At 42.6% G+C, this 17,902-nt stretch carries 11 protein-coding genes and 1 pseudogene; 5 read left to right on the forward strand and 7 right to left on the reverse strand.

Annotated elements, in window-relative coordinates; all coding sequences use genetic code 11:
* Positions 1 to 76: 76 nt before the first annotated feature.
* From hpaE to QS795_RS03575, 3 genes are read right to left on the reverse strand one after another with little or no spacing between them, the layout of a single operon-like run.
* On the reverse strand, positions 77 to 1,543 hold the full coding sequence (gene hpaE, locus QS795_RS03565; RefSeq protein WP_286272580.1) for a 5-carboxymethyl-2-hydroxymuconate semialdehyde dehydrogenase: 1,467 nt from the start codon (positions 1,541 to 1,543) through the stop codon (positions 77 to 79).
* The gene (locus tag QS795_RS03570) at positions 1,543 to 2,310 is read right to left on the reverse strand and encodes a fumarylacetoacetate hydrolase family protein (protein ID WP_154604482.1); all 768 of its coding nucleotides are present in this window, start codon (positions 2,308 to 2,310) and stop codon (positions 1,543 to 1,545) included. The genes hpaE and QS795_RS03570 overlap by 1 nt, the downstream gene beginning before the upstream one ends.
* A 2-nt stretch (positions 2,311 to 2,312) precedes the next feature.
* Positions 2,313 to 2,942: a fumarylacetoacetate hydrolase family protein gene (locus QS795_RS03575; protein ID WP_286272578.1), complete on the reverse strand. Its 630-nt coding sequence runs from the start codon at positions 2,940 to 2,942 to the stop codon at positions 2,313 to 2,315.
* A 479-nt stretch (positions 2,943 to 3,421) separates the two neighbouring features.
* Between QS795_RS03575 and hpaR the strand changes: the two genes are divergently transcribed.
* The 3 genes and pseudogenes from hpaR to QS795_RS17525 form a co-directional block, all read left to right on the forward strand.
* Complete coding sequence (gene hpaR, locus QS795_RS03580) at positions 3,422 to 3,874, forward strand: homoprotocatechuate degradation operon regulator HpaR (RefSeq protein ID WP_006657322.1); 453 nt, start codon at positions 3,422 to 3,424, stop codon at positions 3,872 to 3,874.
* 432 nt (positions 3,875 to 4,306) lie between these two features.
* Entirely contained in the window at positions 4,307 to 5,980 is a 1,674-nt protein-coding gene (locus QS795_RS03585) for a ShlB/FhaC/HecB family hemolysin secretion/activation protein (RefSeq protein WP_286272573.1), read from the forward strand.
* A 24-nt stretch (positions 5,981 to 6,004) separates the two neighbouring features.
* Positions 6,005 to 10,374 (forward strand): annotated as a pseudogene (locus QS795_RS17525) (DUF637 domain-containing protein); the annotation flags it as partial.
* 10 nt (positions 10,375 to 10,384) lie between these two features.
* Here QS795_RS17525 and QS795_RS03605 read toward each other — a convergent pair.
* A protein-coding gene (locus QS795_RS03605; RefSeq protein ID WP_166685554.1) for an IS3 family transposase occupies positions 10,385 to 11,553 on the reverse strand; the annotation gives its coding sequence in 2 pieces (ribosomal slippage) (positions 10,385 to 11,304 and positions 11,304 to 11,553; 1,170 coding nt in all).
* 46 nt (positions 11,554 to 11,599) lie between these two features.
* On the opposite strand from QS795_RS03605, the gene QS795_RS03610 reads away from it, so the two are divergent.
* Positions 11,600 to 12,241 (forward strand): hypothetical protein, encoded by a 642-nt coding sequence (locus QS795_RS03610; RefSeq protein WP_318626872.1) that lies wholly within the window; start codon positions 11,600 to 11,602, stop codon positions 12,239 to 12,241.
* Positions 12,241 to 12,573 carry a hypothetical protein gene (locus QS795_RS03615; protein WP_154628261.1) on the forward strand — a complete coding sequence of 111 codons (333 nt, stop codon included), beginning with the start codon at positions 12,241 to 12,243 and terminating at the stop codon, positions 12,571 to 12,573. The genes QS795_RS03610 and QS795_RS03615 overlap by 1 nt, the downstream gene beginning before the upstream one ends.
* Positions 12,574 to 12,798: 225 nt before the next feature.
* Here QS795_RS03615 and QS795_RS03620 read toward each other — a convergent pair whose 3' ends face one another.
* The 3 genes from QS795_RS03620 to cptA all read right to left on the reverse strand — a co-directional run bounded on the left by QS795_RS03620 (position 12,799) and on the right by cptA (position 17,701).
* Positions 12,799 to 14,805: a BCCT family transporter gene (locus tag QS795_RS03620; protein WP_286271009.1), complete on the reverse strand. Its 2,007-nt coding sequence runs from the start codon at positions 14,803 to 14,805 to the stop codon at positions 12,799 to 12,801.
* A 525-nt stretch (positions 14,806 to 15,330) separates the two neighbouring features.
* Positions 15,331 to 15,786 carry a hypothetical protein gene (locus QS795_RS03625; protein ID WP_154604486.1) on the reverse strand — a complete coding sequence of 152 codons (456 nt, stop codon included), beginning with the start codon at positions 15,784 to 15,786 and terminating at the stop codon, positions 15,331 to 15,333.
* Positions 15,787 to 15,991: 205 nt separating this feature from the next.
* Positions 15,992 to 17,701 (reverse strand): phosphoethanolamine transferase CptA, encoded by a 1,710-nt coding sequence (gene cptA / locus QS795_RS03630; protein ID WP_154604487.1) that lies wholly within the window; start codon positions 17,699 to 17,701, stop codon positions 15,992 to 15,994.
* Positions 17,702 to 17,902: the final 201 nt, after the last annotated feature.

The following is a 17,902-nucleotide window of genomic DNA, read 5'->3' on the forward strand; positions in this document are numbered from 1 at the left end:
AAATTAATTATCATTGATTCAAAATTACTTAGAATAAAAAATGGTGTAGCTTGCTACGGAATAATTTTACTTTTTATTACACACCCCAGCGTGGGATGTTGTGGTCGCCGTAGGAGATACAAACGTTCTTCATTTCGGCGAACACTTCGAAGCTGTACTCGCCGCCTTCACGGCCGACGCCGGAGGCTTTTACGCCGCCGAATGGTTGGCGTAAATCACGGACGTTTTGGGTGTTAACAAACACCATACCGGCTTCGATATTGCGAGAAAGACGCAGGATCTTGCTGACATCTTGAGTCCAAATATAAGAAGCCAGACCGTACTCCACATCGTTCGCCATACGCAGACCATCTTTTTCGGTCTTGAATGGGATCAAACAAGCGACGGGTCCGAAGATCTCTTCTTGGGCCACACGCATCCTGTTGTCCACATCCGCCAGAACCGTTGGGCGCAGGAAGTGGCCATTTTTCAGATGAGCCGGCAGATCCGTTGGTTTGTCTGGGCCACCCGCTAACAAGGTTGCACCTTCTTCCATACCAATACGGATATAACCAGACACTTTGTTCCAGTGCTGTTGACTGATCAGTGCGCCCACTTGGGTTTTCGGATCCGTTGGGTCGCCGACGATCAGGCGATTTGCACGCTCAGCAAAGCGTTTTACGAATTCTGGGTAAATGCTTTCTTGGATAAAAATACGTGAACCCGCAGTACAACGCTCGCCATTGATAGAGAAAATGGTGAACAGCGCGGCATCCATTGCACGTTCAATGTCGGCATCTTCAAAAATCAGAACCGGAGATTTGCCGCCTAATTCCATTGAGTATTTTTTCAGACCCGCGTTTTGCATAATGGCGCGACCCGTTGCGGTGCCCCCTGTGAAGGAGACAGCGCGAACGTCATGGTGTTTCACCAGTGCATCACCCGCTGTAGCACCGTAACCTTGCACCACGTTCAGTACGCCCGCAGGGATACCCGCTTCAAGGGCTAATTCACCTAAACGGTTTGCAGATAGTGGAGATAATTCAGACATTTTCAGAACCGCGGTGTTACCTAGCGCTAAACATGGTGCAGTTTTCCATGTCGCGGTCATAAATGGCACGTTCCACGGAGAAATTAACCCGCACACACCCACTGGCTGGATCAGGGTGTAGTTCATCATTTTGTCGTCAACCGGATAGGTGCGACCGTTCATTTGCTGGCAAATTTCAGCAAAGAATTCAAAGTTATGTGACGCGCGAGGGATCAACACGTTTTTAGTTTGATGGATAGGTAAACCGGTATCGTTAGTTTCCATCTCAGCAATTTGAGGAACGTTTTCGTCGATCAGCTCACCTAAGCGGCGCATTAAGCGTGCGCGCTCTTTCATTGGCGTGTTTGCCCACTTAGGGAAGGCTTCTTTTGCAGCAGCAACCGCTTGGTTGATCTCATCTTGGCCGCCGGATGCCACTTCCGCTAATACTTCACCCGTTGCTGGGTTAGTGGTTTCGAAATACTCTTTGCTTTCAACGTTTTTACCGTTGATCCAATGGTTAATCTTAGTCATCACACTCGCTCCTCATACTCTTTTTCGCTGATAATGGTATTGATCAGCCTGCCCACACCTTCAACTTCAACGATCACCTCATCACCCGGAACCACATCGGACAGCCCTTTTGGCGTGCCCGTTGCGATCATGTCGCCTGGTTGCAGTGTCATAAAGTCACTCAGGTAGGCAATTAAAAATGGGATATTAAAAATCAGATCCGCGGTGGTGCCTTTTTGACGCAATTCACCATTAACGTAGGTGTACAGTGCGAGGTTGTGTGGATCTTTAATATCTGACTTGTCTACCATCCATGGGCCGATTGGCGTCAACGTATCGCGGCTTTTTACGCGCAGGTTTGGACGGTAGTAATTCTCTAAATAGTCACGGATCGCGTAGTCGTTACATACGGTGTAGCCTGCGACGTAATCCATGGCATCTTCTTGAGAAACTTTGTGCGCCGCTTTGCCAATAATCACGACCAGCTCAGACTCATAGTGCATGTATTCAACATTGTCTGGGCGAACGGACACTTGGCGGTGACCTGTTAAGCTGTTTTCTGCTTTGATAAAAATCAGTGGCTCTTCAGGTGGCTTAAATTCTAATTCAGTGGCGTGGTCGGCATAGTTCAGACCTAACGCGAATAAAGTACCTTGTGCAGGTGGTAGCCATTCAACATCAGCGCTATCGCCAGCAATTACGTTGCCGTTTGGCAGCTTGATGGCTTCGTCGTCACCGACAGTGACGGAATATTCAGTGCCTTGATAACGAATTTTTGCGTGTTTCATGATTATTGTCCTCCTGCCGCAACAACGCTGTTCTTGAGGCTTGGGAAGCCAGCTGCTTGGATCTCAACGTGATCACCCGGTTTGATGGTGACGCGTTTATGAGGAGTACCCAGTAAAATCACGTCCCCTTGTTTTAGGGTTGCAAAGTCGCTCAGTGCAGCCACTAATTCGCTTGCGCTACGAACGAGATCCTTGGTTGACCATTTGTCAGCTTCTTGGCCGTTAATCAGTGTCACGATCTCAACTGGTGAAGATAATGACGTTTTCACTAACTCGCCGATTGGGCAGAAAGTATCACGGCATTTTGCTTTAATCGCAGGGCGGTAGAAGGTGTCTTCTGGCAGGCTAACTTCATTCGCCAGCGCAAAACCAGCAATAAATTCCAGCGCATTCTGAGCGCTAACTTTGCGTGCATCTTTACCAATCACTAACGCCAGCGTTGCGCCACTTTGCACTTCTTCGCCAGCAGGATGCAGGATGTTATCCCCGGAATTAATGCGTGTATTACGCGGCTTAATAAACCACACAGGTGTTTTCGGTGGGGTTTTATAAGGGGCTTGCTGGAACGCCTCGAGCCAATGATCAAGCTGGCTTTGATGGTTGAGGGCAACGGCAAAAACAGTGCCTTTCATTGACAACTCCTTATTAAAGAGATCGATTCTGAGTAATTATTAATATATTAATAAAGTATTATTTTGTAATAAGCAATAGCTTTATGGAAATGTTAATTTTAATTGTGATCTTATTAACATAATAAAGGGGTGAATGTGTAACTTACTGTATATAATGAGTTTATTATTTTTTTAACTTTTAAAATTTTACAATATATTAACTTTGAATTTTTGATAAAATTTATTTACTCATTAATATTTTGGTGTTTTTCTTTGTGATTGTTAGTGCCGCATGCTACTCTTGCATTTAAGATAATTGAGTGTGTTGCAGTTACCCTATGATTTATTGCTAACCCTAAAGCGGCGTTAAAAACTGTAGTGTTAAAAAACAGCCGCATTAAAAATGGCAGCGTTAAAAATGGTAACCAGCACGGAGGCTGACTAACCCCCCCTGTCGTGGGTGTTTCATAACTTTAAATAGCGTGGTGAGTTTTAAGCTTATGCATGAATCATTGACAATTGCATTATTACAGGCGCGAGAGACTGCAATGGGCTTCTTTCGACCAATATTGAAATCTTATAATTTGACGGAACAGCAATGGCGTATCATTCGTGTATTAGCGGATAATCGTTCGATTGATTTTCATGAATTATCAGTGCAAACCTGTATTTTACGCCCAAGTTTGACGGGGATTTTGACTCGAATGGAGCGTGAAGGGCTTATTTTCCGTTTAAAGCCATTGAATGACCAACGTAAACTGTACGTGTCACTGACGCCAACAGGACAAGACCTGTATGACAAAGCGCGTCAGGAAGTTGAAGAGGGTTATCAAAAGATTGAACAGGCTTTCTCCCAAGAGAAAATGCAGCAATTGACGGCATTGCTGGAAGAGTTGATTGCTCTGGAAAGCCCAGATTATAGCAATATTATGGATAGAAGTAAGAGCGCATAGCCTTCTTCAAATTTCGTATAATAATGCTGTTGGTGGCTATACCTTGATATAAATATGACTTGTCGATGTTTTGGTCGTGGGATTATAAATAATGATCTCGGGCTTATCGAGGAGTCATTTCTTTCCCATTGACCATATCAAATTTATTCCAATCTAAAGTATTATATTTTCCTGTGAAACCATTGTAGTTGAATTTGTATTCACATCGACTCAATAAGCTTGGAATTCCAGCCTCTTGATCGCTAATTTATAATAGCGTTTTTTGTTAAATGAAGATTTATTGAAGCAATTGAATAAAAAGAGTGCGATAAATAAAATCTAATACAAGAAAGATTAAATTTTAGTCATGATGTATGTTTTTTAGCTGAAAAAATTGAATGAGAATGAGTTACATTACGTAAAAGTAACTACTCATACGTAAACTCAAACAACATGACTATTCATCAAATTTTTTGGCGTTTAATATACTTATCGTTATTCATCATCTCTCCTTATGGTTATGCAGGAAACCAATTTCTGAGCTCATCACAGGAGAGCATTCAGTTTGAACAAAAGCAACGGTTAGAGTTGGAGCTGAACCAGCGTAATCAATTGGAAAAACAGAGCGCTATCATTGTGGATAATGCTTTTTTAAAACCGACTCAAGATGAAACCTGTTTTTCTATCAACGAGATCCAATTTGTCGGCGCTACACAGCTTAGTGCCACAACTCAGACGCAATTAACATCAACTTATCTCAATCGTTGTCTTACACTTAGCGAAATATATGGGCTTACCAAGCAGGTCACTAACTATTACATTGAGCAAGGGTTTATTACCTCCCAAGCAATCATCCCAGAACAAGACTTATCTTCACATCAATTAATATTGCAAGTGATTGAAGGGAAAATTGAAGTTATCGAGATAGAAAATTCCCCTAAGCGTTTAGCTCATCAGATCTTTCCTCATCAACAAGGCAAAATATTAAATTTACGGGATATTGAACAAGGGTTGGAGCAACTCAATCGATTATCGTCAGCCAAATACACTATCGATATTCAGCCAGGCACCCAAAATGGCGACTCTCGGATTATTATTCATAAGCAAGGAAAAAAATGGCCCACTACGAGCCAACTGAACCTTGATAACTCAGGCATGAAAGCAACAGGAAAACAGCTGCTTACTGGAAGCTTGACGGTGGACTCCCCTTTAGGGTTTGGTGAACAGTGGTCATTCAGTGCCAGTACCGATACAGATTTCAGTTGTTCTCATCACAGTCGCTACACGGTTGCTGCAATCAACGTTCCTTATGGCTATTGGTCTTACCGCTATCAATTTTACCGTAACAGCACGCTACAACCGTTTAAGACGTTAGGTCAGCAATACCGTTATGAAGGCAAAAATACCAACCAACAATTTGATGTCAGCCGCTTAATTTATCGTGATGGTAAGCAGCGTTTAACCTTACAAGGCAGTTTAAAACATAAAAAAGCCAATACTCAGTTGGCTTCCCAAACGTTGAGTATCAGTAGCCCAACGCTAACCTCCCTCTCATTTACTCCGCAGTACAGCACCACACTCGGGCAAGGCTATGCCACGTTTAACCCTGCCGCTGAATGGGGAATATCTGCCTTTGGCACATCACCGGATACCCTCGCGAAAGACTCGCCACGCAGCCATTACCGCAAATTCAGTTTAAGCAGCAGTTATCAGTATTTTTTCCCCAATGGTTTGATCTATTTAACCTCATTTTACGGTCAATATTCCCCCGATAACTTATACGGCATTGAACGCATCAGCATTGGCGGGCAGTACTCTGTTCGTGGCTACCATGAGCAGGCTTTAAGTGGTAATCGAGGCGGGTATTGGCGTAATGAAATTAACAAAGACATCGCCAATACGGCAATTGGGCAACTGCGTTTTATCGGTGCATTAGATTACGGGTTTATTAGCTCAGATAAATACCACGTTGAACATGACACCCTAGCGGGGGGAGCCGTTGGTCTCTCTTTTACCGGTGATAGCCTGTTTTATTCTCAGTTTTTCCTCAGTAAGCCTTTGCATTATCCCTCACAACTTAAACCAGACAATTGGTCGGCCTACTGGTCAGTCTCATTCTCTCTGTAGCTTTACGTTTTTAAAGGATTATTTATGCTAAATGAACAGTTGCCTTCGCGCCCTAAGCGGCTATTAAGTTACACCATTATTTTCTTAACGGCTGTCTACCCTTTACATCCCGCTTGGGGGGCAGTCATGACGGCGGCAGATAAAAACACCCAAGTCAGCCAACAAAATAATATTCCAGTTATTAATATTGCCACGCCGAATGGGGCGGGGATATCACACAATAAATTCCAACAATTTAATGTGGATAAACAAGGTGCGGTACTCAATAACGCCACCAGCAATGTGAACTCCCAAATTGCCGGGCAACTCAAAGCCAATGCCAATTTAAAAGGGAATGCTGCCAATCTGATTATTAACGAAGTGACGGGCAGTAGCCGCTCAGAATTACAGGGCAAGCTGGAAGTGGCAGGTAAAGGGGCGAATGTCTTAATTGCCAACCCGAATGGGATTACCTGCAATGGCTGTAGCTTTGTGAATACCCCTGCGATTACCTTGACCACAGGGAAACCCATTTTGGATAACAAGGGCGCCTTGTCTGCAGTTGAAGTGAAAAAAGGCAGTGTGGTTATCGGCGCTAATGGCATGAATGCTGAAGCACAAACCTATGCCGATATTATCAGCCGCGCCACCGAATTGAATGGGCAAATCAAAGCTAAGAACTTGACTCTGATGCAAGGCACCAACCGCGTTGACTTTCAAAAAGGCACTGTGGCACCCATTGCGGGGAAGGGGCAAAGCCGAGTGTTTCAGTAGATACTAAGGCACTCGGGGGGATGTATGCCAACCAAGTTAAATTGGTCAGTACCGAGGCGGGGGTGGGAATTAACCTCAGCAATGTGCAAACCAACCAAAATGACCTGACATTAACCGTTGATGGCAAAATTACCCTTGCAGGCAATATTCAAGGGAAAAAAGACATTAATATCAGCACCAAAAATCTGCAAATTAATGCCAATGCCAACGTGAATGTCGCCAAAGACATCACATTAGCCACCAACACCCTCACCAATAATGGAAAGGTTATCGCTGGTAAGGATATGCGTGTCTTCGCTGATAACGTCAGTAACACAGGAAATAGCGCACTCATTCAAGCACAAGACAACTTGTGGATGCAAAAAAATGCCAAAGGGGATTTGAGCACCCTGATTGAAAATAAATCGGGAACGATAAAGACCAATGCAGGGGATTTGATTGTTAGAACAAAGAAACTGACCAATACAGCTATCAGCTCACCTATTCTTATTAAGAATATAGAAGCTGATTCTACCGTACATAGAAAGTATGTTACATCGTTCTTTGGGCGCAGAGAGGGTGTTGTATCGATAATAACGCTTTATGCCAATTTAAAAAACTTTCCATATAAAAAATGGTTTGGCACCATCAATCTTATTGAAAGTGATAGCATCAATGTAGAACGAAAAGAATATAAATTGAAAAATGAAGCAGGAAAGATAGAGTCAGGAAAAAATATTTATATAAATGCCAATGAACTAGTGAATGATTTTGGAGGGATTTCTTCCAAAAACAATATGGTATTAACAGGGCAAAATGCGTCTATTTATTCTTTTAATCCAGGGATGTTAAATTTCTGGTATAAGTACGATACTTCTTATGATGATTTAGGTAAATTTGCAGATGAAAGTGAGGATGAAGGAACTTACGATATTTTCTATGTTAATGAGCCACTAGATTTTATATTAATTGATAAGTTTTATTCTTGGGCTCCTAACGCATTAAATTATAAGTCTATATCTGCAGGAAATAATGTTGTTCTTGATTTTAAAAACACCATTAATCTTGAAGGCAAACTTCCTAACACCGAAAAATCGATAGCGAAAATAGTACAATTAGGTGATCCTTCTTTCGCTATTACCGCAAAAAATATCATCTTAAATTCTAATAATATAAATATTTCCACTAACTTACAGTCTGTAAATGACCTGTCTATCATCGCGGGTCAAAATATCAATATTAATAATGCGCAATTAGTTGCCAATCAATCACAAAGCCTAATTGCGAATCACGACCTTAATCTTAATCAAGCCAATTTAACCGCGAAAGACAGCACATTAATTGCGAAAAATGGCAATCTTCAGTACAGCTTAAACCCCATCTCAGCCTTTAAAGATAACGTGTTATCTCCCCCAATTATTAACGCTGCGAATTCGTTATATATTCAAGCGGGTAAAAATATCACTTTCGATAATGCGCAATTAGCTAAAACGAATAAACTCACCCTCAGTGCCAATGACAATATTGTTATTCGTCGTGATGAGTCCAATTTAATGAAACTCGCGGCTTCAGAGCCTGTGGCAAATATCAATGCGTTACTCACTAAAACAGGAAACTGGGCAAGTTCGGAGGACATCAACCTCACCGCAGGTAAAAATATTGAAGCGCGGGGTATAACCTTTAACAGTGAAAAATCCCTGACGCTCAATGCGGGTCAAGATATTTTGTTAGGCTCAAAAGCGATTAGAGATGTCGACAATGTATTTAAAACTAATCGGTATCCAGAGCTACGTTCTCAACTCATTGCGAATGGCAATATCACGTTAAATGCGGCTCGTGATATTGATTTTCAATCCGCAAACCTTCAATCCAAGGGCAAACTCACTGCGCTCTCGGGGCGTGATATTAAATTAACCGCTACGGCTTATTCTGCTATTCCGAATCCAAATGAAGATAACCAAAATATCCGCTATGTGACCTCGACGCTTTCGGGAGATAAAGGCGTTACACTGGCTTCAAACGGCGCTCTCACCGCACAAGGTAGCATAATCAAATCTCTGGGAGACATTACGATTTCCAGTGGGGGAAATATTCGCTTAGAGTCAGCTAAAACCCACTATCGCAAACAATCGGGTAAACGATTAGAGGATCTATATCGCCAAATTGGCACTGAAATTAACAGCGGTAAAACCCTGACCATTTTGTCTGAGGGGAGCATTCTTTTTCAAGCGTCTCGTCTCGTTGCCAAAGGTGCGATGGATATTGCGGCAAAAGGCGGGTATCTCTATGCACAAGCGATGGAAGAAACCAGCCACTATGAATAACAAAAGAAAAAATGCAATAAATGGACACTTTGTATAACCAAAAAAGAAGTCAAAAAAACGCGTAGTGAAACAACCAATAAAGTGACTGAATTTACCGCTGGCGGTGATATTAACCTGTATGCCAAGGATGATGTCACGTTAGAAGCCACCAAAATTAATGCGGGCAAGAATGCCAAAATCACCAGCCAAACCGGTAAGGTGAATTTTAAAGCGGTGAAGAACACCACTTTTGAGCAAGTGATTTCTAATTCGAAAGGGTTTTATATTACCCAACGCAATAAAGGGTATACCGAAGATAAATGGGTACTGCCAGCCCTGCACATTGGTGGCAAGTTGACCATTGATGCCGCAAAGGGCGTCACCGCAGATGTTAAAGCTAAAAATAACCAAAGCTTACAGAATGCCCTAAATACCCTTGGGCAAACCGAAGGTACAAAATGGCTCGCAGGTCTAAAAGATCGCAAGGATGTACAGTGGGGGTTAGTTAAGGATGCATATGACAGTTGGGATTATAAAAGCCAAAGCTTAAATCCTGTTGCGTCAGCTTTAATTATGATAACCGTTGCAGCCATGACATCAGGTACTGCATCACAGTTTGCCGCTTGGGCAGCATCTGGAACTAGTGGAACCACCGCAGCGGTCATCTCAGGCGCAGCCTATTCCGGCATGACAGCACTCTCTACGCAAGCTGCGGTCGCACTGGCTGAAAACCAAGGAAATCTATCCAAGACACTTAACTCGCTTGGAAAAAGCGATACCGTCAAATCCATTATTGCTCAAATGGTGATTTCAGGAGCGCTCAATGGCCTTGATATCAAAATGGAGTGGACTAAAGGTAATCCAGCAGATGCCAAATTGCCGTTACTGGCTAATGGAGACTGGAATAAAGTCGCTCAACGTGTCGCGGCACAATCTGTGATTAGTTCAACGGTGAATACCTCGATACAAGGTGGCAGCTTTACCGATAACTTCAAGAGTGCCTTACTCAGTAATATTGGTAATCAAGTTAATGCGGAAGGTGCAAAACTGATTGGTGATAAGGGAGAGTTACTCACTGAAGTAGGAAAGACTATTCCTCATGCAGTTGTAGCGGCAATTAGTGCTGAAATCAGTAATAGTAATGTTAGAGGTGCAATAGTTGGTGTTTTAGCTGTCCAAATAGCAGGTATTACGATTAATGATAATCTTGATAAAACCGATAATTGGCAAGAGCAGCAAGCACAAATTAGCCGCATAGCAGGAGCTTTCGCAGGTCTAATCGCAACAGGTGAAGCAAGTGGTATCAATAGTGCTGCGAATTCAGCTGAAATTATAGAACGTTATAATCGCCAACTTCATTTTGTAGTGGTCAACTAAAATTGGCCACGGTTTTAGAGTTTTTCCGGTATTGGTTTTCTGATTCGTTTGGTGGTAATCCACCGTTATATTCATGCGGCCTGACTTCGCTGTAATACCCGACGATATAATCCGTTATTGCATGGGCTGCTTCACTGAAGCTGATGTAGCCGGTCACCGGCACCCACTCATTTTTCAGACTTCTGAAGAAGCGCTCCATCGGGCTGTTATCCCAGCAGTTACCACGCCTACTCATACTTTGTTTTATCCGGTATCGCCACAGTAACTGTCGGAACTGCCTGCTTGTATAGTGGCTACCCTGATCACTGTGGAACATGAGCCCGGATGGCTTATTTCGTATTTCCCATGCCATTTTCAGCGCTTTGGTTGTCAGTTTGCTGTCCGGAGAAAATGACATTGCCCAGCCCACGGGTTTCCTTGCGAACAGGTCGAGTACAACGGCCAGGTATGCCCAGCGTTTACCGGTCCAGATATACGTTACGTCGCCGCACCATACCTGATTGGGCTCTGTCACTGCGAACTGTCGCTCAAGGTGGTTCGGGATAGCAATGTGTTCATGACCGCCACGTTTATACCGGTGAACAGGCTGCTGACAGCTCACCAGCCCCATCTCCTTCATTAGCCGTCCGGCAAGCCATCGTCCCATCCGGAAGCCCCTGTGTGTTGCCATTACAGCGATACTTCTTGCACCTGCTGAGCCATGACTGAGGCCGTGCAGCTCCTGAACCTGACTACGTAATACGGCTCTCCTGCCGTCCGGATTGTCAGGCCGGTTTTCCCGGTATCTATAGCTGCTGCGGTGAACTCCGAACACGCAGCAAAGAGTGGCCACAGGATAATGCGCTCTGAGTTTCCCGATCACCGAGACCTGTTCAGGGAGTCTGACATCAAGAGCGCGGTAGCCTTTTTTAATATTTCGTTTTCCATTTCAATACGTTGAATTTTTTTCTTCAGCTCACGTATCTCAATTTGTTCCGGCGTGATAGGGGATGCTTTCGGTGTTTTGCCTGCCCGTTCGTCCCGTAATTGCTTTACCCACCGCGTCAAGGTGGAAAGCCCGACATTCATGGCTTTCGCGGCATCTGCAACTGTATAGTTCTGATCCACAACCAGCTGGGCTGATTCACGTCTGAATTCTGCACTGAAATTTCGTTTTTTCATTAAGGCACCTGTGTTGTTCTGAGGTGAGCATATCACCTCTGTTCAGGTGGCCAAATTTATTAAACCACTACATATTGAGGACTCTTTATTAGCGGACTATTGGATAACAAAAGAAAGAAAAGTAGTTGGAAACTATCCTGCTTTTGGTGGAGTGGAATCAATACAGCTATTCACTTACTCTAAAATTGATAGTTCAACTGATATGGAAGCGTTTGTCTTTAATCAATGGATTGAAAATGCCAGTAACTATACAGGGTGGAGTAAAAAAAATTTAGAAGACTTGTATTTTGCTGCTTCTATAGGTGCAATGGGAATTACTAAGCAAAAGCCCACTATAAAAATAAAAAATCCAGTTATTTTCCATGAGGACAAGTTTAAATATCTATTCGGTCATGTTACGAGCGGTGATCATAACAGTAGTAGAACAAATCAAATGGCTAATACCATGAAAAAATTAGGGATATTTGAGGACGTTATCGGAAAAAATATCCTTATCGAACATTTTAAAGTAACACCTCAGCTGAAAGGTAATACAATTAATACATTTGAAAATAAGTGGGGAAAATTTGAAGAGCGCGAGTCATTTCTTATTGGACCATCAGGTAAAGCTACAGTTTTCCATACGACATATAAAATAGAAAGCAATGGCAATATGACTTTTGTAACAACAATTCCTAAAGGTGAATAATGAGCATTTATAAATACCCAGATAGTGTTGAATTGCTTGAATTCTTTGAAAATGAGCCTTTTTACACGAACTTAGATGATGGTTTAACTTTTGGCTATGAATATAGTACTGGCGATATCTCTCTCCTCTTTTATTTTACTATATTAGAAAACAGCGCAACTCTTATATTAAAAGTTAGAAACATCAAGATTGCAACAATAAATATTATTAATGTCAATAAGATAGAAATTATTGGTGATGAAATCATCATTACTTCAGTAGAGGGACACAATGAGAAAATATTTTATGCGCAAATAAAACCATCAATACTAATTAAAAATAGTTATTATTAAAATATTACTAATAGAGTAATGGCAATTCAGCATAAAACTAATTGTGGGCAGCTCGTCGGAACTGCCCACAAAATGAAATTGAGAGCCTGTCTGTTAGGCTCGGCTGAAAACTGTTGTGCCTGTAGATAATTTTGTACAGGTCAACGATGTGTTATTTACAGGTGGTCATTGATCCAACCATCAAAGTGGATCCTAAACCAGTTCATCGATGAACTCCATTTGGGGCTACTTACCCAGTAAATGTAAAAAGTGAATATGCTTTTCATACTGGTCGAGGATGTCATGAATGATCTGCTCTTTCGCCCAGCCCATCACATCATAATCCTGCCCACCTTCTTTTAAGTGAATTTCCGCGCGATAGTATTTTTGCTCTTCACTGCGCTCTTCATCATTTTCTGTTCCCATACCAGCAAGGGCAAAGGCCGGCTGAATATAGTAACGTAGGCGAACTTCGTATAAAAAGTTCATATCTTCGCCTAAATCCACCTCAAATCCGATCCTATCGTCTTTATCGGTATGGATATGGCAAACCGTCCCTTGCTTGGCGAGCTCCTCAGAAACCATCTCCATGGATGGCTTCACTGACTCTTCCATAAAGCGTTTTACATGGGCACGTTTCGGGAAATAGACAATATTACGTAAACGGCGCTGCCATGGAATTGGATTACGACTAGCGGTAGGTGCAATGGTGGCTAATTGCTGGCTATCTCGTTTATAGGCATCCACTCGCAACGCTTTAAATAGCCCATAAATAGAGATAAGCAGAACGATAGCAAATGGCAACGCGCTAGCGATGGTTAAGGTTTGCAGTGCTTGTAGACCACCTGCAAGTAACATCGTGATAGCGACAACGCCCATTAATCCTGCCCAGAAAATACGTTGCCAAACTGGGGTATTTGAATCACCGCCAGAGGCGAGGGTATCGACCACCATGGCACCAGAGTCCGCAGAGGTGACAAAGAACACTACCACCATCAGCATGGCGAAGAACGATAACACCGTAGAAAACGGGAAGTAGGTCAAAAATTCGAATAGCGCGAGAGAGACATCAGACTGCACGGTTTCCGCCAGTCGGGTTGCTCCTTGGTTTTTGATTAAATCAATGGCGGTATTACCAAAGAACGTCATCCACATCAGGGTAAAGCCCGCAGGAACAAACAGCACGCCAGTGACAAACTCACGAATGGTACGGCCGCGAGAAATTCGGGCGATAAACATTCCAACAAACGGCGACCATGATAACCACCAACCCCAATACAGCAGCGTCCAGCCCCCTAACCAATCACTGGACTTCGGTTCGTAGGCATACAAATTAAACGTTTTGCTGACAATTTCAGAGAGATATCCCCCCGTGTTTTCCACAAAGGATTTTAACAGTAAGACCGTCGGGCCTAAGATCACTATCAACAGTAAGAGCAGGAAGGCGAGACCAAGGTTCAGCTCAGATAGAATGCGGATCCCTTTATCTAACCCAGAGACGACGGATAAGGTCGCAAGAGCCGTGAAGGTGATAATCAAACCGACTTGCACGGTCTCATTCACCGGTAAACCGAACAGATGGTTCATTCCGGCATTAACTTGCAGCACCCCAAAGCCAAGAGAGGTTGCGACACCAAACACGGTACCAACCACCGCAAACACATCCACTGCATGACCTAAAGGACCATAAATTCGGTCACCAATAATGGGGTATAGGGCGGAACGCAGAGTGAGTGGTAAACCGTGGCGATAGCTGAAAAAGGCCAGAATCAAAGCGACAATGGCGTAGATAGCCCAAGCGTGTAATCCCCAATGGAAGAACGTCAGGCGCATGGCTTCTTTGGCGGCTTCTACGGTTTGCGGATCCCCCACTGGTGGGTTGAGATAGTGCATGACAGGCTCGGCAACGCCGAAGAACATCAAGCCGATACCCATACCCGCTGAGAACAACATAGCAAACCAAGAGACATAGCTGAAGTTGGGTTGTGCGTGATCAGGACCTAATTTTATCTGTCCATAACGCGAGAGTCCCAGATAAGTCACACTCAACAAAATGATGGCTACAGCGAGAATGTAGAACCAACTGGCGTTGTTAAATAGGTTCTTTTGAAGATGACTTAGATGAGATTCTGCCATTTCAGGCATTAAGGCGGCAAAACCGACGATAAGCAGAATAATGATAGCCGAACTGTAAAACACAGGAGGGCTGATTTTGGTGCGTACTTTTTTGTTTTCAGTCACGTTTTGACTCATAACGACCTTCTTTAATTTTTATTTTATTTTTTGCATACCAATATTAAGGGGGCATGCGGCGAGCTGTCCTTCTGAATGAAACAATAGGTTATTACGAAAGGGTTTCCCTGTAGGAAACGAAATAGAAAGAACAATAAAATGGCTAAATTGTGGGCGTTGATAACGGTGATTTACGGCTGAATTATCAACAAAAATTGGTAAGTGGTGACCCCCTTTGAACCCTGTTATGAACAAAAAACGAAAGGGTATACTGCCATGGTAGCCATCAATGATCAACCTAAGTGGGAAAATGAAAATAAATAAAGGGTGTAAATTTCATGTTATTTATCAATTCATTGTTTATTTATCTTACTGTATTTTGGTGTTATTTAGGGGAGTGTAACCAAATGAGCAAAAGAGATAATTATGTTGCTAAAAATAGCCTTAAAGCGGGCTAAATAGCAAAATGAATTAATTTCAGTGCGCATAAAAAAAGCAGACAAGACCTGTCTGCTTTAGAATGAAAAAAGGGGAAAATGCGATGATTTATTTCTTCGCATCATTCTCTGATTTTAACGCCTCAGTTTTGTCTTTAGCATCAGTGGCAAGTTCGTCAGCCTTGTTAATGGCATCCGTTTTCATGTCTTGTGCTTTTTCTGAAAACTCACTGGACGCTTTGTCATACTGTTCTTTGAGCTTATCGGCGGAGTCAGATGCATCTTGTTTCAGCTCATCCGCTTTTTTCTCACCTTGGTCCGCTAACGCTTTGGCTTTGTCTGAGAGTTCAGATGTTTTGTCAGAAACATCGTTTTTCACATCTTGCGCGGTGGCTTTTGCGCTATCAGATAACTCCGTGGCTTTTTGCTCAGTCGCGTCTTTTAACTGGGTGGCTTTTTCTTCGACTTGTTGAACCGCGCTGTCTTTTTTTGATGAATCATCACAGCCAGCGACGAGAGTTAAAACGCCTGCAACAACAAGAGAAGAAATGATTTTATGTTTCATTATTAATTCCTTAACAGGTCATGTTAGAAAAATACTAATTAAACGGTAAACTCATTTGGGGCTAAAATACCGACATAGACAAATCAAAATGTAGCACATGAAATGGAAAAAGATCTATGTAGCGTCTGTAAAGATGTGTGGGAAGGAGCTTGTGTGGGAAGGAGAGAGCGCAAGTGAGTAAACACCCACTTGCGCTGATTGAGGTTTATTTCTTTAAGTCATCATACAGCATCATGGATGCTTTATTTTCTGGGTCACCAATCCAACGAGGCTGTGGTTGGTACTCATTGTTAATCAGACTTTTTTGTGGCTCAAATCCGGTGTACTTGAGACCCGCCAAATCAGACCATGTATAGATAAAATCCATATTGCTGTATGGGCGAGCGGTTTTATCTTTCAAGTCAAATTGATGAGTCTGTAACCATTCTGGCGACTGCCAGACTAAGAATGGTACGTTGTACATCACTTTGCTTGGCTTGCCTTCGCTACGACCTAACATTTCATGTGGTGGCGTGTCGTAAACATCTTCACCATGATCGGAGAAGAAGACTAAGAAGCCATTTTCTTTTGAAGAGTCGAAATCTTTGATCAGCGACGAGACCACATAGTCATTGTAATGCTGAGCATTATCATAGGCATTGTAATCTTTAATTTGGTCGCCTTTTAAGTTGGTCGGCACTGGGCTATTGCTATCGGTGAAGATGGCTTTATCTTCAGGATAACGGAACTCATAGCGCATATGGGTACCAAGTAGGTGCACCACAATAAATTTCTTCTCAGCAGGATCGGCTAAGGCTTCTTTGAATGGGTCGAGCACCACGTCATCATAAATACGGGAGCTTTGCGCCATATCGTTGTTCAAATAATATTGCTTATCAGTTTGACGAGAGAACGCCGTTAACAGCGTATTTCGCTCAGTCATGGTTTGCTGATTGGTGATCCAGAACGTTTTAAAGCCAGCTTGTTTCATCATATTCATGATAGATGGGCGGGAATTAAACAGATCAGGCTCAGTTTCTGAAGCAAAGGTTAAAATTTGTTGTAACGCTTCGATGGTATAAGGGCGTGGCGTAACCACATCGTTAAAGACCGCCAAATTGTTTGGATACTGTTTTTCCAGTTGATCAAGCTCTGGCGTTGTTTGACGAGAATAACCATACAAGCTCATTCTGTCGCGGCTGGTGGATTCACCAATCACCAACACAAACGTTCTTGGGGTGTTGCCATTGGCATCAACAAAATTTTCTAACGGTGGAATTTTGCTGTTGTCGCGGATTAATTCTTCCATGTTTGCCAGTTGGTTCTTATACAGGAAGTAACCACTTACAAACTGCCATGGTGCGGCATACGCTAATTTACTGTTAACGTAGGAAACCACGTTTTCGAAAGGGCGCTGCTGTTTGATGGCTTTATTGTAGTAAGGCACACCAAATAGCACGATCAGAACGAGTGCGGACACAATCACACGTCCAGGTACTGGCAACGTGACAGGTTTTAAACGTGTCCATAGGAAAATAGCGCCAAGGGTATAAGCCAAAATCACCGCAATCACTTTAAAGCTCAGATATTGGCGTAAGAATTCACCCGCTTCGTTGGTGTTGGTTTCGAACATCACAAACATCACGCTTTGGGATAATTGATGCCCATACACCACGAAATAAGCGAGAGCGACAACCGAGGATAGCCATAACACAATCCCGATTAAGCCTGCCACAAGTTTGATTTTTCGAGGGAAAAATAGCGCGGGAACTAGCCAAAGTGAGCTATAGAGTAAAGAGTCTCTTAACCCGATGGTGTTACTTTGTCCCGTAACAACCACATACAGCTGCAGTAAAGATGAGAAATACCAGAAAAATATTAACAGCCAGAACAAGGACATCCAGCTAAACTTTCCTGCTTTTATCGAATTAACCATAAATTTTTAGCTCTTAATTATTAGTTTCGTTAAGTAACAATCAAAACATAGTCGAAAAATCGTTTTTTAGATAGATAGTTATCGAGTAAGTTCAAATTATATTAAGAATGTGTTTACTGTTTTATTGTTTATTGTAGATGCAGATAAGCACTAATTTATTACATTGTTTATCAATGATTTTTAAATCATTTATAAATTTTT

It is taken from the genome of Providencia zhijiangensis, assembly GCF_030315915.2.
In the GTDB taxonomy this organism is placed as follows: Bacteria; Pseudomonadota; Gammaproteobacteria; order Enterobacterales; family Enterobacteriaceae; genus Providencia; species Providencia zhijiangensis.